The 20,886-nt window shown below is 65.3% G+C and carries 21 protein-coding genes; 10 read left to right on the top strand and 11 right to left on the bottom strand.

Going from position 1 to position 20,886, the window contains the following annotated elements; all coding sequences use genetic code 11:
- The first annotated feature begins 76 nt into the window (after positions 1-76).
- Positions 77-784, top strand: coding sequence for an MgtC/SapB family protein (locus WS61_RS09245; RefSeq protein WP_059500199.1), 708 nt, complete (start codon positions 77-79; stop codon positions 782-784).
- A 38-nt stretch (positions 785-822) separates the two neighbouring features.
- Here the strand turns inward: WS61_RS09245 and WS61_RS09240 are convergent, their stop codons facing one another.
- Entirely contained in the window at positions 823-1,542 is a 720-nt protein-coding gene (locus tag WS61_RS09240) for an autoinducer binding domain-containing protein (protein ID WP_059500198.1), read from the bottom strand.
- Positions 1,543-1,615: 73 nt separating this feature from the next.
- Between WS61_RS09240 and WS61_RS09235 the strand changes: the two genes are divergently transcribed.
- From WS61_RS09235 to WS61_RS09225, 3 genes are all read left to right on the top strand, one after another.
- On the top strand, positions 1,616-2,059 hold the full coding sequence (locus tag WS61_RS09235; protein ID WP_059500197.1) for a DUF4902 domain-containing protein: 444 nt from the start codon (positions 1,616-1,618) through the stop codon (positions 2,057-2,059).
- 210 nt (positions 2,060-2,269) lie between these two features.
- Positions 2,270-2,878: an acyl-homoserine-lactone synthase gene (locus tag WS61_RS09230; RefSeq protein WP_059500196.1), complete on the top strand. Its 609-nt coding sequence runs from the start codon at positions 2,270-2,272 to the stop codon at positions 2,876-2,878.
- Between the two features lie 51 nt (positions 2,879-2,929).
- Entirely contained in the window at positions 2,930-3,694 is a 765-nt protein-coding gene (locus WS61_RS09225; RefSeq protein WP_179949668.1) for a hypothetical protein, read from the top strand.
- A 181-nt stretch (positions 3,695-3,875) separates the two neighbouring features.
- Here WS61_RS09225 and WS61_RS09220 read toward each other — a convergent pair whose 3' ends face one another.
- Entirely contained in the window at positions 3,876-4,151 is a 276-nt protein-coding gene (locus WS61_RS09220; RefSeq protein ID WP_059500194.1) for a hypothetical protein, read from the bottom strand.
- Positions 4,152-4,449: 298 nt separating this feature from the next.
- Between WS61_RS09220 and WS61_RS09215 the strand changes: the two genes are divergently transcribed.
- Entirely contained in the window at positions 4,450-4,836 is a 387-nt protein-coding gene (locus tag WS61_RS09215; protein WP_059500193.1) for a VOC family protein, read from the top strand.
- A 488-nt stretch (positions 4,837-5,324) separates the two neighbouring features.
- On the opposite strand, the gene WS61_RS32990 is transcribed toward WS61_RS09215, so the two are convergent.
- Both WS61_RS32990 and WS61_RS09210 read right to left on the bottom strand, forming a co-directional pair.
- On the bottom strand, positions 5,325-5,510 hold the full coding sequence (locus WS61_RS32990) for an aldehyde dehydrogenase family protein (protein WP_095211652.1): 186 nt from the start codon (positions 5,508-5,510) through the stop codon (positions 5,325-5,327).
- A gap of 35 nt (positions 5,511-5,545) precedes the next feature.
- Positions 5,546-6,250 (bottom strand): glutathione S-transferase, encoded by a 705-nt coding sequence (locus tag WS61_RS09210; protein WP_059500192.1) that lies wholly within the window; start codon positions 6,248-6,250, stop codon positions 5,546-5,548.
- Between the two features lie 145 nt (positions 6,251-6,395).
- Here WS61_RS09210 and WS61_RS09205 point away from each other — a divergent pair, with 145 nt between their 5' ends.
- Complete coding sequence (locus WS61_RS09205) at positions 6,396-6,971, top strand: TetR/AcrR family transcriptional regulator (protein ID WP_059500191.1); 576 nt, start codon at positions 6,396-6,398, stop codon at positions 6,969-6,971.
- A 685-nt stretch (positions 6,972-7,656) separates the two neighbouring features.
- Here WS61_RS09205 and ribA read toward each other — a convergent pair.
- Positions 7,657-8,307, bottom strand: a complete 651-nt coding sequence (gene ribA, locus WS61_RS09200) for a GTP cyclohydrolase II (RefSeq protein ID WP_059500190.1) — start codon at positions 8,305-8,307, stop codon at positions 7,657-7,659.
- Between the two features lie 177 nt (positions 8,308-8,484).
- Here ribA and WS61_RS09195 point away from each other — a divergent pair, with 177 nt between their 5' ends.
- Positions 8,485-8,946, top strand: a complete 462-nt coding sequence (locus WS61_RS09195; protein ID WP_059500189.1) for a CBS domain-containing protein — start codon at positions 8,485-8,487, stop codon at positions 8,944-8,946.
- 159 nt (positions 8,947-9,105) lie between these two features.
- Here WS61_RS09195 and WS61_RS09190 read toward each other — a convergent pair whose 3' ends face one another.
- Positions 9,106-9,435: a DUF4148 domain-containing protein gene (locus WS61_RS09190; protein ID WP_059500188.1), complete on the bottom strand. Its 330-nt coding sequence runs from the start codon at positions 9,433-9,435 to the stop codon at positions 9,106-9,108.
- A gap of 513 nt (positions 9,436-9,948) precedes the next feature.
- Here WS61_RS09190 and WS61_RS09185 point away from each other — a divergent pair.
- Positions 9,949-10,347 carry a GreA/GreB family elongation factor gene (locus tag WS61_RS09185; protein WP_059500187.1) on the top strand — a complete coding sequence of 133 codons (399 nt, stop codon included), beginning with the start codon at positions 9,949-9,951 and terminating at the stop codon, positions 10,345-10,347.
- Positions 10,348-10,524: 177 nt separating this feature from the next.
- Here the strand turns inward: WS61_RS09185 and WS61_RS09180 are convergent, their stop codons facing one another.
- Positions 10,525-11,646, bottom strand: coding sequence for a porin (locus tag WS61_RS09180; RefSeq protein ID WP_059500186.1), 1,122 nt, complete (start codon positions 11,644-11,646; stop codon positions 10,525-10,527).
- A 586-nt stretch (positions 11,647-12,232) separates the two neighbouring features.
- On the opposite strand from WS61_RS09180, the gene WS61_RS32985 reads away from it, so the two are divergent.
- Entirely contained in the window at positions 12,233-12,604 is a 372-nt protein-coding gene (locus WS61_RS32985; protein ID WP_082741733.1) for a YXWGXW repeat-containing protein, read from the top strand.
- 353 nt (positions 12,605-12,957) lie between these two features.
- Positions 12,958-13,434 (top strand): nuclear transport factor 2 family protein, encoded by a 477-nt coding sequence (locus WS61_RS09175; RefSeq protein ID WP_059500185.1) that lies wholly within the window; start codon positions 12,958-12,960, stop codon positions 13,432-13,434.
- A 196-nt stretch (positions 13,435-13,630) separates the two neighbouring features.
- On the opposite strand, the gene WS61_RS09170 is transcribed toward WS61_RS09175, so the two are convergent.
- The 4 genes from WS61_RS09170 to WS61_RS09155 form a co-directional block, all read right to left on the bottom strand.
- Positions 13,631-14,242: a cysteine hydrolase family protein gene (locus tag WS61_RS09170; protein ID WP_059500184.1), complete on the bottom strand. Its 612-nt coding sequence runs from the start codon at positions 14,240-14,242 to the stop codon at positions 13,631-13,633.
- Between the two features lie 178 nt (positions 14,243-14,420).
- Positions 14,421-15,671 (bottom strand): MFS transporter, encoded by a 1,251-nt coding sequence (locus WS61_RS09165; RefSeq protein ID WP_059500183.1) that lies wholly within the window; start codon positions 15,669-15,671, stop codon positions 14,421-14,423.
- Between the two features lie 519 nt (positions 15,672-16,190).
- Positions 16,191-17,714: an efflux transporter outer membrane subunit gene (locus tag WS61_RS09160; protein ID WP_059500182.1), complete on the bottom strand. Its 1,524-nt coding sequence runs from the start codon at positions 17,712-17,714 to the stop codon at positions 16,191-16,193.
- Positions 17,711-20,884, bottom strand: coding sequence for an efflux RND transporter permease subunit (locus WS61_RS09155; RefSeq protein WP_059500347.1), 3,174 nt, complete (start codon positions 20,882-20,884; stop codon positions 17,711-17,713). The genes WS61_RS09160 and WS61_RS09155 overlap by 4 nt, the downstream gene beginning before the upstream one ends.
- Positions 20,885-20,886: the final 2 nt, after the last annotated feature.

Genomic DNA, 20,886 nt, shown 5'->3' with positions numbered 1-20,886 from the left:
GCTATCGCCGCGTCGCCTTCGGCCTTGCGTCGCAGCGACGCCAGCCGGCATGCGCTTCTCGCACGGCAGGACAACCATGACTTTCGATTTCGCACTCCGTCTTTTCACCGCGTTCGCCTGCGGCGTCGCCATCGGCCTCGAGCGCCAGATGCGCCAGCGCACGGCCGGCCTGCGCACCATCACGCTCGTCGCGAGCGGCGCGTGCCTGTTCGTCACGCTCGGCGTGCTGACCGGCAACGGCGTCGCGGGCGTCACGCAGATCGCCGCGTACGTCGTGTCGGGCGTCGGCTTTCTCGGCGGCGGCGTGATCATGCGCGACAAGGGTTCGATCCAGGGCATCAACACGGCCGCGACACTGTGGTGCTCGGCTGCCGTCGGCGTGCTGTCCGGCTCCGGTCACTACGCGCCCGCGCTCGCCGGCACGGGCGTCGTGCTGCTCACCAATACGGTGCTGCGCGGCGTCAGCCAGGCCATCAACGCGACGCCCGTCTCGAATGCCGACCTCGTGCGCGAATACCAGATCACCGTGATTTGCCTCGCCGCCGACGAAGTGCACATCCGCACGCTGCTGTCGAACGCGATGTATGCGAAGCCGCTGTCGTTCCAGAGCCTCACGAGCGAGGACGTGCCCGAGCAGCCGGACCGGCTGAAGGTGACCGCGACGCTGAAGCTGCATCCGAAGGATCAGCAGAAGCTCGAGCAGATCGCGAGCCGGATGAGCATGGAGAAAAGCATTTCCAGCGTGAGCTGGACCGCGAAGGAAGCGGAGCCGATGATGGAATGAGCCGCGCGGCGGCCGCCGCATCCGGCGCCGCCGTCGCGTCAGGGCGCTTCGATGAGCCCGGCCGAGATCGCCTTGACGACCGCCTGGACCTTGTTGGTCGCGCCGAGCTTCTCGAGGATGTTGTTCACGTGGAAGTTGACCGTCCGCTCCGAGATGCTGAGGATCTGGCCGATTTCGCACGCAGTCTTGCCCTCGGCCGTCCAGCACAGTACCTCGCGCTCGCGCGCGGTCAGCGTGACGCCCGCCGCGGGCGACAACTTCGGCACCATGAAGCGGCTCATCAGCGAATGCGACAGGTTCGCGAGCCAGTTCGTCTGCAGCGTCAACATGTTGATCTCGGCCGGCGTCAGCCGGTCGGCATGACGCGCGATGCTCAGCAGGCCGAACGCGCCGCGCGCCGCCCAGCTCGACTGCGCGACGCCCACCGACAGCCCGAAATCGCGCGCGTCCTGCCACAGCGGGCAGGGCTCGATGTTGTCGACGTCGGGCCAGACGATCATGTTGGTGCTGAGCGCGCCATCGCGAACCGTCGAGTCGATCTCGATATAGTTCTGCGCCTGATAGTGCGCCATCCAGCCGTCCGGATAGGTATTGAAGATGGCGACCGCCGGCTTCGAAACAGGCAGCGGTACGCGAATGCCGTAACAGCAGTATTCGAATCCCAGCCGCTTGGAATAGGCGGCGATCCGCTGGAAGAGCTGCTGCTCGTCTTCCGCGGCGCTGAATTGTTGGTAGGCATCCTGCCAGCGCAGTTCCATTCTTTCTCCGACAACGTCACGCTGTCATACTTGTCAGGTTCCAGCACCCGTTCGAGGCTGATACATTCCGCGCATGACTTCACCCTTGCTGCATCCTGTCCCCGGCCCGTCCCCGGACGGCTACGTACGCCTGTCAGAAGGCGCACTGGCCGCGCTTGTGCTCCACCATGTCGCGAGCGGCCTTGACCCCTCGCTGCTGGCCGAACTGCGCGACAACGCGATCGATGCCCGCCTCGCCGGTTATACCGAATGGCATCGCGCCGCCGGTGCCGGCGTCGCGTACGTGACGGTCGGCTGGGACTGGTACCTCGAACGCGCGACGGGCACGTTCGTGATCGCGGGCGGCGATGTCCGCAGCAACGTGATGGCCACCGACGCCAAAGGCGCCGACATCGGCATGTTCCGCACGGCAGCCGCGCTCGCCGCACGGCTCGCCGCCATCGACTGGCCTGCCGCGGTCGTGTCTGCCCTGCTCGGGCACAACGACGCCTATCATGCCGGTCCCACGCTCCAGTGACAACCGGCCGCACATTCCTCTGACGATTTTGCGAGACTGGCGCTCTTTATAAGCAAAAGCTGCCCGGTTTTCAATCCCGTCGATCAAGAAACCGTTACCGCCGCGCAAATGGCGTCTTTACGCCGTCACCCTGTAAGAGTTACCAGTTACAGGCTCCTCGTGCCGCGCGCTGTAATGGATGCATACAAAAGCACAGATCCGAGGACATCCATGCAGACCTTCGTTCACGAGGAAGGGCGGTTGCCATACGAACTCGCGGCGGATCTCGGGCGCTATCGGCGCCGCGTGTTCGTCGAACAGCTCGGTTGGGCGCTCCCGTCGGCGAACGAAAGTTTCGAGCGTGACCAGTTCGATCGCGACGATACCGTCTACGTGTTCGCGCGAAACGCCGACGGCGACATGTGCGGATGCGCGCGCCTGCTGCCGACGACGCGCCCGTATCTGCTGAAGTCGCTGTTCGCCGATCTGGTCGCCGAGGACATGCCGCTGCCGCAATCGGCCGCCGTCTGGGAGTTGTCCCGATTCGCGGCGACCGACGCCGAAGGCGGCCCGGGCAATGCCGAATGGGCCGTGCGCCCGATGCTCGCGGCCGTCGTCGAATGCGCGGCGCAGCTCGGCGCGCGACAGCTGATCGGCGTGACGTTCGCGAGCATGGAGCGGTTGTTCCGCCGGATCGGCATACACGCGCACCGTGCAGGCCCGCCGAAGCAGGTGGACGGACGTCTGGTGGTCGCGTGCTGGATCGACATCGATCCGCAAACGTTTGCTGCGCTAGGAATCGAGCCGGGGCAGGCCGCCCGGCAAGCTATCGCCGCCTGAGCCGGAACACGCGTTTCCGTCCGGGCGGCATCGTAACGAAGGAGAACCAACGTGGACCAGTCCCAGGTCTTTCGCGCGATGATGCCCGGATTGACGAGTGCCGGCGGCGCCCGCATCGCGGTCGCCTACCCGTCGTTTCCCAGGCCATTGCCGCTCGTGCGGCTCGATCGCCGCGGGCTCGTGTTTCGTGCCGCCGGCGCCGCGCCGCTCGTATGCGGGCTGCCGCGTCCGGCCACCCTGCTGGTCGCGGACGAGCCGCTGTGCTCGCTGCGCCTCGTGATCCGCGACATCGCCGCGACCGGCGACGGTCGGCACGACCTGACGATGCAGCCGTCCGGCGCCGCCGGCGACGAATTGCTGTGGCACGCGTTGCGCGACCGCGAACCGTACCGGCGAATTCGGCATCCGCTCGCGCCGGTCGATCCGCCCATCGCGATCGACCGCGAACCGCATGCGCCGGCCGGAGAAACCGCTGCGCGCCCGTCGCGCAGCGCGGCTTTCCGCCTGCCGTGCCACAGCGACGCACTGTTCTTCGCGGACTGGCTCGAATATCACTTCGACGAATTGCGTGCGCTGTCGCAACAGCACGGGCCGCAACTGCAACTCAATCAGCTCGAACGACAGGTTGACGATGACGAGGTCGGCGTGCGTTTCGTGTACGACATCGACGGGCATGCGACGCGGCTCGCGTTGACCGACTGCGCGCGCGAGGCGTGTGCATGGATCGAGACGGAGATGCGCAGCAAATACGCGCTGCCCGTCGCGCAAGAGCGGTTCGGCGGGTTCGCGGCGCACGCACGGGCCGCCGGCATGTGAATGAGGCCATGCCGCGCGGCGGCAAGTTGTGCGGATACAACGAGGGCTTGCAAACGTTCGGGTTTTCCCTTAAATTTACGTCTGTCTCCTCCATGTCTCCAAACATGGATTCAGCCCGCTCAAGCAGCGGGCTTTTTTATTGCCTGCGCGGATTGCGGGGCCACATCGTTTTCCGTTCCGGCTAGCCGGCCGGACGCAGCCAGTAGTGATGCACCGCAAATATCAGCGCGACCGCCACAACTATTATTAGCAGCAGGTACAACCAGCCCTTCCTGGTCGACGGCAGGTCCGTCAGGGCACCGACGTCGCCCGTCAGCGCCGCCAATGCGACCACCGCCAGCCCGGCCAGTGCCAACGTCCCCTTTGCCAGCCATCCGAAAGCGGCCTCCAGGCCGACCGCCCATCGCGACTGACGATACGGTCCGGCAACCGGCCGACGAAGATCGGGCTTGTCCATTCGTCACCTCCCTACCGGCATGCGCCTATCCGCGCGTCGTACGGCAGGCGCGGCGGAACACAAGAATTCGAATGCTTTGCAGACGAGTCGCCGCCGCGACGCGGGTGGGCACACGGGATCGAGAAGCGTCATGTTTTTTCTTTCGCGAGATGAGGCTCGACAATTCGATCCGTTTGCTCAGGCCGGATCGATATCGTTCGATACGGCAAGTATCGCCGGAAACACGATCCGCTCGCATCGCCCAATCCGGATCGGCCGACTTATCATTGACCGCGCGCCACTTCCCGCCGAGGCCATCTTGCACACCCATCTGCGCATTGCCCGCCCGGTCGCCAACCTCGCCCGCACCGAGCGCATGTATCGCGACGCCCTCGATCTGTCGGTACTGGCGCGCTTCGAAGATCACGACGGCTTTTCCGGCGTGATGCTCGGACGCGCGGGCCTCGACTATCACTTCGAGTTCACGCACTGCCCCGATCATCCGATCGCGCCGTCGCCGACGCCCGAGGATCTGATCGTGTTCTACCTGCCCGATCGTCCGGAATGGGAGGCCGCGTGCGAACGCGCGACCGCACACGGCTTCATGCCGGTGACATCGTTCAATCCGTACTGGGAAATATCAGGCCAGACTTTCGAGGATGCCGATGGCTATCGGATCGTGTTGCAGAACAGCACGTGGCGCTGACAGGCATACGCGCGTGAGCCGTTACACGTCGGCGCGGCCATCGAGGCGGACATGCCTCCGCATCCGCCGGCCTCCAGCGACGCAGCGTCGGGCATTCGGTTTCGATTCGACGGCATGATCGCCACGCGAGTACGGAACGGATGGACGCCGCACGAATGAGGAGAGAATCGCGACCGTCGCTTATACCGGCGACGATTGGACGAACAGATGACGAGAAACGGGCGGCGACGCACCCGCTCCGATTACTCGTTCTCCTCGAGTAATGCATCGGCCTTACGCAGCGGGCCTGTTTGACGAAAGTTACGCCGGACCAGCAGTCGCAGACCTTGCGCCCCACCTGCCGCATGCGTCGAGCGGCCTGGCCGCTGGCGGCGATTCAAGCGCGTGCGAGGGAGACGGGCTCTCTCTCCTCGCACGGGCACGCGTGCGCACGTGATTGCCCGTGGGTCGCAACGTGCAGACCCTGCCCGGCATCCGCGACGCCCGGACTACTTCCGGATCAAGACAATCTTCGGATTACCGAACAGTTGCCGCCCTTCGTTTCCATGCTCCGTGCCAAGGCCGGATTGTTTATGTCCTCCGAATGGAATGTCCATACCTTGGGTGTGAATTTCATTCACCCATCGTTGGGACGCAGCAATCTGGCGGGTAAACGAGACCGCAGCACGGCGCACCCCGGCTCAAACGCAAAAACCGTCGTCCACAAACATCAATCGGATGTCCCGCTCAGTGCCGAGAATGCCGGCTGGTTTCTTACGCTGGGGCGCTCCTTCATCCTCGCGTACCACGCATGAAGTGCCACGTATTCGGCAGGCACCGCCAGCTTCACGATCGACGCAAAGATCAAACCGCCGATCACCGTGATGTCGGCCATCGAGAAGGCTTCCCCGGCGACAAACGGCTGTCTTTTCAAAACCTCGTCGAAGTAGCGCATGCCCCTCAGGGCTTTGTCGCGTTGACGGAATCCCCACTCGGCATTCTGATAGGTTTCGACGTCCGGCCCCAGCCCCGGCGTGCCGTGGTGGAAATACACGCTGATGGCGTCGAGCAGCTCCAGCTCGGCGCGCTTGCTCATCATGTGGATCAAGCCCTGTTCGAGCGGCGTCCTGCCGGTGAGCGTGGGCGTACCATCGAGCGCGTCCAGGTATTGGGTAATGGCCGTGCACTCGGCAATGAGCGTCCCGTCGTCGAGTTCGAGCACCGGCAGCGTGCCCGAGTAGTTCTTCTGCGCAATGAATTCCGGCCTTTTGTGCTCCCCTTTATAAAGGTCGACCATCGCAAACTCGACACGCGATTGAAGGTTCTTCTCGGCCAAGGCGATGCGCACGCGTGTCGGATAGGGTCCCGTCGGAAAATCGTAGATCTTCATCAAGGGAAGTTTGGGTACATCGAAGTCGAGTATCTCGGAACTCATCGTTAAGCCTCTACAGTGCGTTGCGTCGGAATAGATGGTGTCGGAACATGCGGTGCTACGCCCCTACCTGCCACATGGTAGGTTTACTGTAGAAGGTATAATCGTCTCCGTCAACGCTCATTTTTTGAATTGCGAGGCCGTAGCAGTGAAGAACGAGACAGGCTCAAACTCCAAGGAGAACATCCTGGCGGCCGCCACAAGGGTCGCGCAGGCGCATGGCTACGGCGGGCTGAATTTTCGCGATCTCGCGGACGTCGTCGGCATCAAGGCTGCCAGCGTCTACCACCACTTCCCGAGCAAGGCCGAACTCGGCGCGGCGGTCGCGAGGCGCTACTGGGAGGATTCGGCCGCGACGCTGGAAGCACTGCTGGCCGAATCCTCGGATCCACTCCAGTGTCTCCGCCAGTATCCCGACACGTTCCGCAAGGCGCTCGAGAACGGTAACCGCATGTGCCTCTGCAGTTTCATGGCCGCCGAAAGCGACGACCTGCCCGCGGCGGTGATGAAAGAGGTTCAGACGTTTGCCGATGTCAATGTCGCGTGGCTGAATAAAGTTCTGTCCGCGGCGGCAGTGGGTAGCGCCGAAACGTGCGAACAACGGGCTCGCGCCATCTTCGCCGCCGTTGCCGGCGCTCAGCTCATTGCCAGAAGCCGTTCGGATATCGCGCTATACGACACTTTGATAGAGACTTACCGGGCGGCAGGTCTCCTGCCGGCATAGGAGCGCGCGTGCGCGACGTAATCGCCCGCAAAACCGACGAATGCACGACCGTGCCCTTCGTCGCATGGGACCCGGCCTTCCATTGGTATCGGAACGTTGACAACGACGTTGACCATTGTCCAATCGCGTTAATCGTGTCGCGCGAAATGAGCAGGCAAGCGCTGCGCCGCAATGGACGACGTCGGTGCTCCAGCAATCGGCGAGTATTTCAGGGCCTCGGCCGACAGCAGGAGATGTAGTCGGGGAAAGGCAGCAATGCGGACACCGGTCCGGGGCAATCGGCAGGAGGCATCAAGCGAGACGAGGCTGATCGTCAACGAGCCCCCGGAGGGAGGCCCAAATCACAAAACCTTTTTATTGGTTCAGCGCGATCGTGAGACGAGAGGATCACAGCATGTTCGCACCACGAAAGACGACTTCCGGTCGTCTTCAGGCGTAGCCCGGGAAAGCCGCCAAAGGCCAAGTGCTGACCCGAGGTCAGCTTGCTTGCAGTGCGCGCGCAAATCTCATCGGAAAGTGGCGTAGCTTTATGAAAAAGCTACGCCAGAATGCCAAGCTTCCCGATGTTCGGAAGTATCGATACGATTTGCGACAAACCCGACTTTCGATCAAAACCCATCACCAGAAAGCCTCTCCGGGACAAATCGCTTGCCAGACAACCGTCCCGAAGACTCCCGAATTTCCATCACTCGTTTTCTTCGAAGTAGTGTCCGAACTTCGCCTGCTTCGTGCGGATATAACGCTCGTTTTCCTCGCGCACGGGCACCGCGAGCGCCACGCGCTCGCAGACGGGAATGCCGTGCTTCACGAGCGTATCGAACTTCTTCGGATTGTTGCTCATCAACCGCACCGACGTCACGCCGAGGATGCGCAGGATCGCAGCGGCCGAGTCGTATTCGCGGGCGTCGTCGGGCAGGCCGAGATCGAGGTTCGCCTCGACGGTATCGCGCCCCTGCTCCTGCAGCGCGTAGGCGCGGATCTTGTTGCTCAGGCCGATGCCGCGGCCTTCATGGCCGCGCAGATACAGCAGCACGCCGCGGTCTTCGGCCGCGATGTAACGCAACGCGAGATCGAGTTGCTCGCCGCAATCGCAGCGGTACGAACCGAACACGTCACCGGTCAGGCATTCGGAATGCAGCCGCGTCAGCACGGACTGCTCGCCGGTCACATCGCCCATCACGAGCGCGAGATGTTCGGCATCGCTGCCCGATACGCGAAATGCGTACGACGTAAACGTACCGTAGCGCGTAGGCAGCGACGCCGTGGCGACGAGCGTCACGCACTCGTCGGCCTGGCCATTGCCCGGCGCGGGCGATTGGGGACGCGAAGACATCATGAATTCAATTGAAACGTTCAGGAATGTAGGAGTTGTGTGGATGGTGCGTGACGGGAGTTTACCGCTAATCTGGAAACGTCACGCGACTGCCGCCGCCCGCCCGGCTATACTGGGCTCATCGGGTGACGCGCATCACGCCCCGCCTGCCCTGCATCGACCTGCACACGGAGAAAGCGAATGAGCACGACTGTCGCGCAGATTCTCAAGGCCAAGCCGGATTCGGGCCGTACCATCTACACCGTCACGAAGAGCGATCTCGTCTACGACGCCATCAAGCTGATGGCGGAAAAGGGCATCGGCGCACTGCTCGTCGTGGACGGCGACGACATCGCGGGCATCGTCACCGAGCGCGACTACGCGCGCAAGGTCGTCCTGCAGGACCGCTCGTCGAAAGCCACCCGCGTCGAGGAAATCATGACGGCGAAGGTGCGCTACGTCGAACCGTCGCAATCCACCGACGAGTGCATGGCGCTGATGACCCAGCACCGGATGCGCCACCTGCCCGTGCTCGACGGCGGCAAGCTGGTCGGCCTCATCTCGATCGGCGACCTCGTGAAGAGCGTGATTGCCGATCAGCAGTTCACGATCAGCCAGCTCGAACACTATATCCACGGCACGCCCACCGTTACGTCCGCCTGATCCGCCCCAGCAAAAAAGGCCCAAACGCGTCAGCGTCTGGGCGGAAAGCCGCCGACATGCGGCGACGGAGGTTCTGCTTCTGCGGGCGAACGACGCGCGCGACTGGCGCGCGTCTCGTCAATTCGGCGGTGCGCCCGGGCAGACCCGCGGGATGCTCGATCAGTTACCGAAGTAGACCGAATTCACGGGATTCGGCGCTTCACGCGTCACGCGGCGGCCGGCTTGCGCGGCCCCCGTTGCCACGGCACCGTAACCGCTCGTGTCGGCGTGCGCGAGCATCGGCTGATTCGGCTGAACCCGCTGCTCGGCCGCCTGGATGTCGCTCGGATATTGCGAATCGCTCGCCAGCGGCTTGTAGCCGTTCTGCTCGAGTTGTACGAGTTCGGCCTTGACCTGAGCGCGGGTCAACCCCTGCTCGGACTGCGCGAACGATGCAATCGGAGCGGCAAGGACGGATGCGGCGATGGCTGCGTAGATGATCGACTTCATGATTTACCTCCGGAATATGTTCTCTTTTGGCGTCGCCTCGGCAGGACTGTCTGAAGCGATTGAATTCAGTGTAGTGCGCGCGCTTCCAAGGGGAAACCCTTAGTTTGAACATACAGCGTTGCATTTCTGGAAAAAATCGCCCACTGTTTCCGAACAGGGTCGTTGCAACTTGCTTCATCTACACAACAATCGCTGACGAAAGGCCGACAGCCGGATCACATGTCCGGAAGGTTGTGTTGTAGAATCGTAAGGTTTCCTTCGCCAGTCGATATTCCATTCACCATGTACGCGCTCACGCCCCTTTTGGTTTCGCCGTCCGGCTTGGCCGGCGTGCGCGTGCGCGCCGGCCAGCCGGCGCATTCCCTCGTTCGACGCACGGCCCAGGCACCGCTCGCCCCTGCCCGGCGCCTGATCTGACCGCTCGGTCTCCACCCGGAGCCAGGTTAGACAGGCTCCGGGCGATCCTCATAGGCACGCCACGCCTGCCCTCTGCCGATCATTTGGAGAACCACCATGAAACAACGCCTTTACCAGTTGACCGAACTCGACGTCGCTCGCCTCGAAAAGCATGCCGAGCACAATCCGCGCTTTCAGGCGATGCTCGACACGCTGCTGGAGCGCGCCGATATCGTCCAGCCCGACGCCATCAAGGCGAACGTCGTCACGATGAACTCGCAAATCACGCTGCTCGACGAAGCAACCCAGGAACAGGCCACCTGGACGATCGTTTATCCGGACGCCGCCAACCTCGAACTCGGCCGTCTGAACGTCTTCTCGCCCGTCGGCATGGCGCTGCTGGGCACGCAACGCGGCCAGATGGTCAAGGTGATGCAGCCGAGCGGCGCCGAAAAGCTGATGAAGGTTGCCGCGATCGTGTTCCAGCCGGAAGCCAACGGCGAATACACGCGTTGAGCCATCGGCGACCAGCGCCGCGCCACACGGGCGCAGCACAAAAAAGGCGAGGCACCGGCCTCGCTTTTTTGTATCCGGACGATCGGGGTTGCCGCCACCGCGTTCCGCAGACGAAAAAAAAGGCGCCCGAAGGCGCCTTTTTCGATGCTGCGAAGCGGGTTACCCCGCCCGTCACGCTTAGAAGCGGTGACGCAGACCAACCGTTGCTGCGGTTTGGTTGATCGACGAGCTCGGCAGGTTGTTGGCGAAGCTGTCGCCGTTGTAGATCGACGCGCCGATGCCGTTCTTCGCTGCACGCTGGTACACAGCTTGTGCGTAGACGTCCGTGCGCTTCGACAGTGCGTAGTCAGCTTGCAGACCGAACTGGTTCCAGTGCGTGCTGCCGTTGTTGATCTTCGCGTTCGTGTACGTGTAAGCAGCACCCAGGCCGAGAGCCGGCGTCAGGTTGTACTTTGCGTTGACTTCGTAGTTGTCGGTGCGCAGCGTGCCTGCAGCAACTGCGTTGTTGTCGAGACGCGCTTGCGTCCATGCAGCGCCGACTTGCGCCGGGCCGAATGCGTAACCAGCAGCAGCACCGTACGTACGGACGCGGCCTTGGCTAGCGATGCCACCGATTGCCGACGACGTCGCGCCGTTTGCGTTCGTACCGTCACCCAGGTTCGCTTGCGAGTATGCTGCACCCAGCTTCAGGCCTTGGAACTGGTACGACAGACCGCCGCTGTATGCACGGTTGTTGCCGAAGTTCGTGCTGTTCGAGAACGAGTACGTGCCGCCGAATTGCAGACCAGCGTAGTTAGCGCTCGTGTACTTGATCGTGTTGTTCTGCGCGACGTCGCCGTTCGTGCTCAGACGGTCGAGGTTCAGCGGGTGCGCGAAGTACGTGCCGCCCCACGAGCCCGTTGCCGTCAGCGGCGCCAGGTAGTCTTGCGTTGCGTCATACTGCTTACCCAGCGTGACCGTGCCGTACTGGCTCGACAGGCCAACGAAAGCCTGGCGGTTGAACATGCCGCCGTTGCCGTTTGCGAAGCGGCCGTTACCGATGTTGAAGCCGCTTTCCAACGTGAAGATTGCCTTCAGGCCGCCACCGAGGTCTTCCGAACCACGCAGGCCGAAACGGCTCTGGTCAATGCCCGAACCCATCGCCCAACGCGACTTGCCAGCTTGGCCGAGTGCCGGCTGGACGTTGCTCGTGTAGGTGATGCCTGCGTCCAGCACGCCGTACAGCGTGACGCTGCTTTGCGCGTGAGCGACGGTAGCGAACGATGCTGCAGCTGCTGCAACGATCAGAGTCTTGTTCATTCGTGGAGCTCCCTTCTAAAAAGAGGCAGGTCTCGCGACCTTGTTCATAAACGGTCTTCAACCGCCCGGGAGCGCCATCGGTCCTGCTGGCGGCGCCCGGATAGTTGCCCGTTTGGGAACCGTGAGTTTAGGGGTGTACCCTAGGGGAGCGATCCGCAAATAAAGAAATAAGCTTTTCCAGAACTAGAAATAATGAAAGTGGGGCCGCGTCATAAGTATTTGTTTTAACGTTTGTTTTTGACCTCTTGACGCCGGCTTTTTGGACGCTTTCATCGCACCATTCTTTCATGTCATCGGCTTGACGGTTGCATAGAAACAACAAACGGTTTCGGTTCGGCCCACCAAAAACGGTAATTATTACCTTATCAAATCTCAAATATTGGCCTTTCCGCATCTAAAACGTCCCCTCGGCACCCTAAACAGGGGCCGATACCTCTGCCACGGCGAGATTCCGTCAGCCGTTGGAAAGGAAACGGCGGCTCGACCCCGCCGTGACACGCGGTAACAGCCTTAACCGGCCCCGTAACGCGGCGGGCAGACCGGCAGGCTAATGTAAGGCAGCCTCGCATACAGAACAGGAGCCGCCATGAATCGACGCTCGTTGCTGCGCGCCATCGGATTGACCGCCGCCTTCGTCGGCACCGGCTGGTTGCGCGCCGCCTCGGCCCAGCCTTCCCCGCCCGTGTATCGGCCCGCCGGCCCGAATCGCGTACCCGGCGGGCCGCCCTATGCAGACCGGCCGGGCTTCGCGCCGCCGGCGGCACGCCACGACCGTCGCCCGCCCCCGCCACGGCCGCATGGCTATATATGGACGGACGGCTATTGGCGCTGGCAGCGCGGCCGCTATATATGGGTTCCCGGTCGCTGGGTCGCGCGACGCCCCGGGCGCCGCTGGGTACCCGGCTACTGGCGCCGCCAAGGGTCGGTGTGGGTCTACGTCGACGGCTCGTGGCGGTGAGCAGCGGCTCGGCCCCAGCCGAAGGGCCGGAGCCGAGTCGCGCGCGAGAACCGACGCGGTCCACGCCACGCAATCGTGCGTTACGGCAGCCGCACTGCAGTCGACATATCGTCGGGTCGCCATTCCGGCGGCATCATTCCGATAACGAAGTCATACGATGGCGATGCGAATGCGTCCGGGGACGCTTCAACCCATCGAGATCGTCTACCGCACACCGCCGGTCAACGAACCGATGCGCGCACCGCGCCCAGCGCCCGCCGCCGTCCAGCTCGCGCGCCGGCCGTCCCGACCCGCGCAACCCGCGGGTCGCTCGCCCATCCCGTCCACGTATCGCCAGACAAGGAAAACGCTACATGTCATCGTCCCGCTCCCCCGTTCGCGCCGGTGCCGCATTCGTTTTGCTGGCCGCATCGACAGCTGCGCTGGCCGCCGGCCCCGCCGCACGCGACCTGGCCACCGAGGAAGCCAATCGCCGGCTCGTGCTGACGTTCTACGATCGCTTCTTCAACCGGCACGAAGCAGTCGAGGCCGCTGCCGTCGTCGCGGACGACTACAAACAGCACAACCCGTACGTGCCGGACGGCAAGCAACCGTTCGTGTCGTACTTCGTCGGAGCGTTCCAGAAGAACCCGGCATCGCGCGCGCGCATCGTCCGCAGCGCGGCCGACGGCGATCTCGTCTACCTGCACGTGCATGCGACCGAGCATCCGGGCGATCGCGGCGAAGCGGTGGTCGACATCTTCCGCGTGAAGAACGGCAAGATCGTCGAACACTGGGACGTGATTCAGCCGGTACCCGAAACGTCCGCGAACCAGAACACGATGTTCTGATGCACGACGCCGGACGCGACCGGCCGCCCCCTACGCCGGCCGAATCGACGCTGCTTCGCGATCTTCGACGGCAATCGGTTCGCCCGTTCGGTAGCGACGCTCGCGCAGTCCCGTGCGATCGAGACGTGCGTCTGCATTCGCAGCGACGCACGTACGTCGCGCCAGGCCCGGGCGATCGGTGCGCGAACCGGCGCCGTCACGCGACGCCGAGCGCCAGCACCTGCTCGGTGGTCAGCACGTCGCCGAACGTATCCGACAATGCGGCCAGCGTCGCACGATGGAGGTCGCGGTGCGGCACCGTGCCGCCGTCCGCGACGTCGAGATCGCGCGTCGCGCAGGCATCGTCGACGACGATCACCGCATAGCCGAGCGGCACCGCATCGCGTGCCGCGCCGGCCACGCACGCATGCGTCATCAGGCCGGTGACGATCAGCGTGTCGATGCCGGCCGCCTTCAGCCGCGCATCGAGGTCCGTCGTCGGGAAGACGCTCACCGACGTTTTCTTCACGACCGCGTGAGCGGGCGCCGGCTGCAGGTCCGCATGAAAGCGGAAGCCGTGGCTGCCGTCGGCGAAGATCGGGCTGTCGGCCGACCCGACGTGCTGAACGTGGAACACTGGAATGCCCGCGCGGTCGGCGAACGCGATCACGCGCCGCGCATTGCCCAGCGCACGCGGCCCGTCCGGAATCGGCAGACGGCCGCTGAAGTATTCGTTCTGGAAATCGATCACCAGCAGCGCGGTGCGGGCGGCGGCGATCGACGTCGGCGCGCTCGCGCCGGCCAGGGTACGGATGGTCGGATGTTGCATGGAATGCCCTCTTGGTTGACACATTGGCGGAACGGCGCGCCGGGCCTTGCGGCGTCGCCGGACGCGGCCCGGAACCTTCCCCGGCCGCGACGCGCCAGTGTCGGGCCGCGCGGCGCGGCGCGACAGCGGCGCGCGGGACAACGTCCGACAGAATCGGGCCAACGTGCGCGAGCGCCGCCTACGACAGCACGGCCGGTCGCGCGCCCGGCCGCGTACGGCCGTAAGCGACCATCATCGCGAAGCTGAGCAGGAAACCCGCGCCGCCGATCAGCAGCAGGCCGATTTCGCCGAATACGGGCAGCAGGTTCGTCAGCGCCCCCGTCACGACCCACGCGACCGCCATCACCGAGCCCGCGACGCCGAGCGCCCAGCCCTGCCGATCGTCGCTGACGGCATCGGAAAACGCGGTATACATCGTCGTGTACGCAACCATGTCGAAACAGCCGACGACCATCGCGAGCGCCCACAGCACCGGTTCGTGCGGAAACAACGCGGACAGGATCTGGCCGAGGCCGGCCACCAGCAGGCCCGTCTTCGCGATCTCGATCACGCGCCACACGCGCAGCATCAGCCGCACGACGCACAACAGGCCGAACACGAAGCAGATGCCGATCACGCCGCTGAACAGCCCGAGCCGCGCGCTCGTATAGCCGAATTTCGCCTGCAACAGCAGCATGATGGTCTGCAGGTAGAGCCCGTAGCCGACCTGCATCAGGAAGAACACCACCGACAGGAACGCGACGTTGCGCTGGCGCGCGGCCTCCCGGATGATCCGCAACGGCAGCAGCGGATCGATGCGCGTATCGCCGCGCGGCGCGGCGCAATCGCGATACGACGCCCAGGTCCAGCACGCGCAGATCAGCGACAGCGCCGCGACCAGCACGAACGGCGTGCCGTAGTCGAACAGCGGCGAGATCGTCCGGTCGGACGCGACGCCGCCGAGCACCGGGCCGACGATCACGCCCGCGCTGAACGCAAGCGACATGATGCTCATGTCGTACGCCTTCGTATCGGGCGTGCCGAGATCGGCGACGGCCGCCTGCGCGATGCCCTGGCAACCGGCCATCAGGCCGGTGAGCCCGCGGCCGGCGAGCAGCAGCGCGACGCTGCCCAGCCACGCACCGCCCGCCATCGTCGCGTAGCCGACCGCGAGGCCCAGCACGCACAGCAGCAGGATCCGACGGCGGCCGTAGCGATCGGACAGCTCACCCATCAGCGACGAGCCGAAGAACATGCACAGCGGGTAGATCCCGTAGCCGAGACCGAGATAGAAATTGCGCGCGTGTGCACTGGCGTCGGCCGGCAGGATGCCCGCGTGCGGATCGCTGAAGATGGCGGACATCATCGGATAAACGAGCCCGAACCCCATCGCGTCGAGCGCGATGGCGAGCAGGCAGGGGCCGAGCAGTTTGTAGTCGAACCGGGACATGGCGACCTTCCGGACAGAGTGGATGATCGCCCAAGCGTAATGACCGGGCGGCGGCCGCGGTAGGCCGCCGCCGGCGATGCTAAGCATCGGTTCGCGCGATACCCCGCATGCGACTCGCCCCGATGGCTCGTCGTCCCGGCCGTGCGGCCGCGACTTGGCGCACGGCGGCCCGCCCCGAAGCAGCCGGCTGCGCGACCACGCACCGCGCGCCGTCGTGCATGAACATACTGAAGAGGAATCCGAACGATCCCGCGAACGGCACGTACCCCGCGAGGGGCGACGGGCGACCCGCTCGCACGCGTCGGCCACGTGACGCCCAACGTCGTGACGCCGTGGGCGACATCTTCTCGCCGACCAACCTCGTATCGGGCAGCGTCGGCTGCTCGCTGCTGCCCGGCCATGCGCGCGAGCTGTTCGCGCACCGGATCGCGCTCGTGCCGCTCGCGGGAGCAACGACCCGTCAGACCTTCGGCCTGCGCTTCCCGCATCGCCGCGAGCGAGACCCGAACCCTGCTCGCGCTACTTCCCCGACCGAGCGAGCGGACCTTGCAGGCCCTGCCCCGCGCCCGACGGCCAGCCGCCCGCGAGCGCCTTGTACAGCGCGACCGCCGATGCCGCGCTGCGCATCCGTCCGTCGGCCGCCGCGTCCTGCGCCTGCAGCAGCGTCCGCTGCGCGTCGAGCACTTCGTAGTAGTCGATCGCGCCTGCCGAGAAACGCGCCTGCGCAAGCTGCGCGGCGCGTGCGCTGTCGTCGGCCGCGCGCACGAGGTGCGCGGTCTCGTCACGCGTGCGGGCGACACGCAGCAGCGCGTTCTCGGTTTCCTCCAGCGCGCCGAGTACGGTCTGCCGATACTGCGCAAGCTGGCCGGCCGCTTCCGCGTCGCTCGCCGCGATCCGTGCACGCACGCGGCCGACGTCGAGGAACGACCAGTCGATGCCGAGCGCGATCAGGTTCGTGTCGCTGCCCGCGCGGAAGAACCCGTAGCTGCTCGTCGCGCTGCCGAGCAACCCGGACAGCGTGAAGCGCGGGAACAGGTCGGCGGTCGCGACGCCGACGCGGGCTGTCGCCGCATGCAGCCGCGCCTCGGCGGCCGCGACATCGGGGCGGCGGCGCAGCAGGTCGCCCGGCGTGCCGGGATCGATGTCGGCCGCGAGCGCCGGCAGCGGGACCGGCGTGCCCGTCGGCGCGGCCGCCTTCGGCAAGTCGAACCGGCCGATCAGCGCATCCGGCGTCTGCCCGGTCAACACCGCGAGCCGATGCTCGTCGACGCCGATCGCGGCTTCGTACACGGCGATCCGCGATGTCGTCGATTCGTACTGCGCGCGTGCGCGCGCCGCATCGAGGTCGGAGCCTCGCCCCGCGCCGACGCGCGCATTGATCAGGGCGAGCGTCTGCTTCTGGTTGTCGGCATTCTCGCGAGCGATCCGCAACCGCTCCTGCGAGCCGCGCAGATCGACGTACGTACTCGCGACCTCCGCCGCGATCGCGACGCGCACCGCGCGCACGTCCGCGGCGCTCGCCGCCGTTTCCGCGCGCTGCGACTCGATCGAGCGGCGTACGCGGCCGAACAGGTCGAGTTCCCACGCGGCATTGATGCCGACGCTCGACGTCGGCGTGTCGCGCTGGCTGCGCGGCGCGCCGAACGCCTGGTCCTTGCTCATCAATTGATGGCCGATCCGGCCGCTCGCGGTGATCGTCGGATAGCGGTCGAACGTTGCCTGAGACAGCAGCGCATTCGACGCGTCGTAACGCGACACCGCGACCTGCAGGTCCTGGTTCGCCGCGAGCGCCGCATCGATCAACTGCGTCAGCACCGGATCGCCGAACCCGCGCCAGAACGTGGCATCGGCGTCGGCCGACGCGTCGGGCGGCATATCGGACCCTGTCTGGACCGTCGCCGCGTCGCGCTGCGTCGCAGGACGGTCGTCGCGCGCGAACCGCGCGGCCGCGATCGTATCGGGCCGTTCGAAATCGGGGCCGACCGCGCAGGCAGCGAGCGTCACCGACATCGCCAGCGCGGAAAGACGGAAAGCGGCGCTCATCGGTTTTCTCCTTCGAGGGTGCCGTGCTGTTCGCGCCAGACGGCCGGCGTGCCGCCCGCGAGCTTGCGGATCGCCACGTAGAACACGGGGGTCAGGAACAGCCCGAACAGCGTGACGCCCAGCATCCCGGCGAACACGGTGACGCCGGTGGCCGCCCGCACCTCGCTGCCCGCGCCGCTGCCGATCAGCAGCGGCACCGAGCCCGCGATGAACGCGACCGACGTCATCACGATCGGACGCAGCCGCAGCCTGCACGCTTCGAGCGCCGCTTCGACCGCGCCCTTGCCCTGGATCTCGAGCTCGCGCGCGAATTCGACGATCAGGATTGCGTTCTTGCACGCCAGCCCCATCAGCACGACCAGGCCGACCTGCACGAACACGTTGTTGTCGCCGCCGGACAGCCACACGCCGAACAGCGCCGCGCACATGCACACGGGCACGATCAGGATCACCGCGAGCGGCAGCGTCCAGCTCTCGTACAGCGACGCGAGCACCAGGAACACCAGCATCACGGCCAGCGGGAATACGACGATCGCCGCGTTGCGCTGCGTGACCTGCTGGTAGCTGAGGTCGGTCCATTCCAGCGCGATGCCCGGCGGCAGCACGTCCTTCGCGATCTGCTGCAGCTTCGCGATCGCCTGCGACGACGACATGGTCTTCGGATCGGCGTCGCCGATCAGGTCGGCGGCCGGATAACCGTTGTAGCGGACGACCGGGTCGGGACCGTACGCGGGCCCGACCGTCACCATCGAGCCGATCGGCACCATCTCGCCCTTCGCGTTGCGCGTGCGCAGGTTCGCGATGTCGGCGGCCGTCTGCCGGTGGCCGGCATCCGCTTGCGCCATCACGCGATACACGCGGCCGAACACGTTGAAATCGTTCACGTACATCGAACCGAGATAGACCTGCAACGTATTGAACAGATCGGTCAGCGCGACGCCCTGCGCCTTCGCCTTGAGCCGGTCGACCTTCACCTCGAGCTGCGGGATGTTCGCCTGGTACGAGCTGACGGGATAGCTCATCCCCGGCGTCTTCGCGACCGCGGCCTGAAACGCGCCGAGCGCCTTCTGCAATTCGCCGTAGCCGAGCCCGCCGCGATCCTCCAGATACAGCGAGTAGCCGGAGCCGTTGCCGAGCCCCTGGATCGGCGGCGGCATCAGCGCATAGGTGATGCCGCCGCCGATCGCCGCGAAACGCGCGTTCAGGTCCGCGTTGATTTGCGCGGCGCTGCGACGACGCTGGTCGAACGGCTTCAGGATCACGTACGAGTTCGTGATGTTCGGCGTGTTCACGCCCTGCAACGCGTTCAGCCCGGCGAACGCCGGCACCATCTCGACGCCGTCGGTGCCGAGCGCGATCTTCGTCATCTGCTCGGTCACCGCGCTGGTGCGCGCGAGCGACGCGCCTTCCGGCAGCTTCGCGCCCGCGAACAGGTACAGCTTGTCCTGCACCGGGATGAAGCCGCCCGGCACCGCGTCGAACAGCAGCGCGGTCGCCGCGAGCAGCGCCGCATAGACCGCGAACACCGCGCCGCGCCGCTTCAGCGTGCGGCCGACGACGCCGTGGTAACGGTCGGAGCTGCGCTCGAAGAACCGGTTGAACGGACGGAACAGCCAGCCGAATGCGCGATCGAGCGCACGCGTCAGCGCATCCTTCGGCGCGCCGTGCGGACGCAGCAGCTTCGCGGCGAGCGCGGGCGACAGCGTCAACGAGTTGATCGCGGAGATCACCGTCGAGATCGCGATCGTCACCGCGAACTGCTTGTAGAACTGGCCGGTCACGCCCGACATGAAAGCCATCGGCACGAACACCGCGCACAGCACGAGTGCGATCGCGACGATCGGCCCCGACACCTCGCGCATCGCCTGGTGTGCGGCGTCGCGCGGGCTCAGCCCCCGGGCGATGTTGCGCTCGACGTTCTCGACGACGACGATCGCATCGTCGACGACGATCCCGATCGCGAGCACGAGCCCGAACAGCGTCAGCGTGTTGATCGAATAGCCGAGCAGGTAGAGCCATGCGAACGTGCCGACCACCGACACCGGCACCGCGACGAGCGGAATGATCGACGCGCGCCACGTTTGCAGGAACAGGATCACGACGAGCACGACCAGCACGACGGCCTCGATCAGCGTGTGCTGCACCGCGCGGATCGATTCGCGCACGAATACCGTCGGGTCCCACACGGGGCGGTATGCGACGCCGGGCGGGAAGCGCTTCGACAGTTCGTCGAGCTTCGCATACACGGCCTTCGCGACGTCGAGCGCGTTCGCGCCCGGCGACAGGAAGATGCCGACCACGGCCGAATGCCTGTCGTTGAAATACGAACGCAGCGTGTAGTCGCCCGCGCCGAGCTCGATGCGGGCGACGTCGGACAGCTTCACGACCTGGCCGTCGTCGCCGTTGCGCAGCACGATGTCGCCGAATTCCTGCACGGTGCGCAGGCGGCCGCGCACGTTGATCGACACGAGGAAGTCGTTTTTCTTCGGCGACGGCTCCGCGCCGAGCTGACCTGCCGACACCTGCACGTTCTGCTCGCGCACGGCCGCGATCACGTCGCTCGCGGTCAAGCCGCGCGACGCGAGCCGGTTCGGGTCGAGCCACAGCCGCATCGCGTAATCGCCGGAGCCGTACACGCCGACGTCGCCGATGCCGGTGAGCCGCGACAGTTCGTCCTTCACGTGCAGCGTCAGGTAGTTGCGCAGGTACAGCGAATCGCGGCTGTTGTCCGGCGAATAGAGGCTCACGTACATCAGCGGCGTCGGCGACTGCTTCTGCGTGGTCACGCCGTACTGGCGCACCTCGTCGGGCAGGCGCGACAGCGCCTGGCTCACGCGGTTCTGCACGCGCACGGCGGCCGTGTCGGGGTCGACGCCTTGCAGGAACGTGACGACGACCTGCAGGCTGCCGTCCGAACCGGCGACCGACTTCATGTACATGATGCCTTCGACGCCGTTGATCGCCTCTTCCAGCGGCTCGGCCACCGACTCGGCGATTTCCTTCGGGTTCGCGCCCGGGTACGTTGCACGCACGACGACGCTCGGCGGCACGACTTCCGGATATTCGCCGGCCGGCAGCATCGGGATCGAGATCAGGCCGATCGCGAAGATGACGATCGACAGCACGACCGCGAAGATCGGCCGGTCGATGAAGAATCGGGAGAAATCCATCG

Origin of the sequence: Burkholderia sp. ABCPW 11 (genome assembly GCF_001523445.1) — a bacterium.
In the GTDB taxonomy this organism is placed as follows: domain Bacteria; phylum Pseudomonadota; class Gammaproteobacteria; order Burkholderiales; family Burkholderiaceae; genus Burkholderia.
This window is presented reverse-complemented; position numbering and strand designations above follow the sequence as displayed.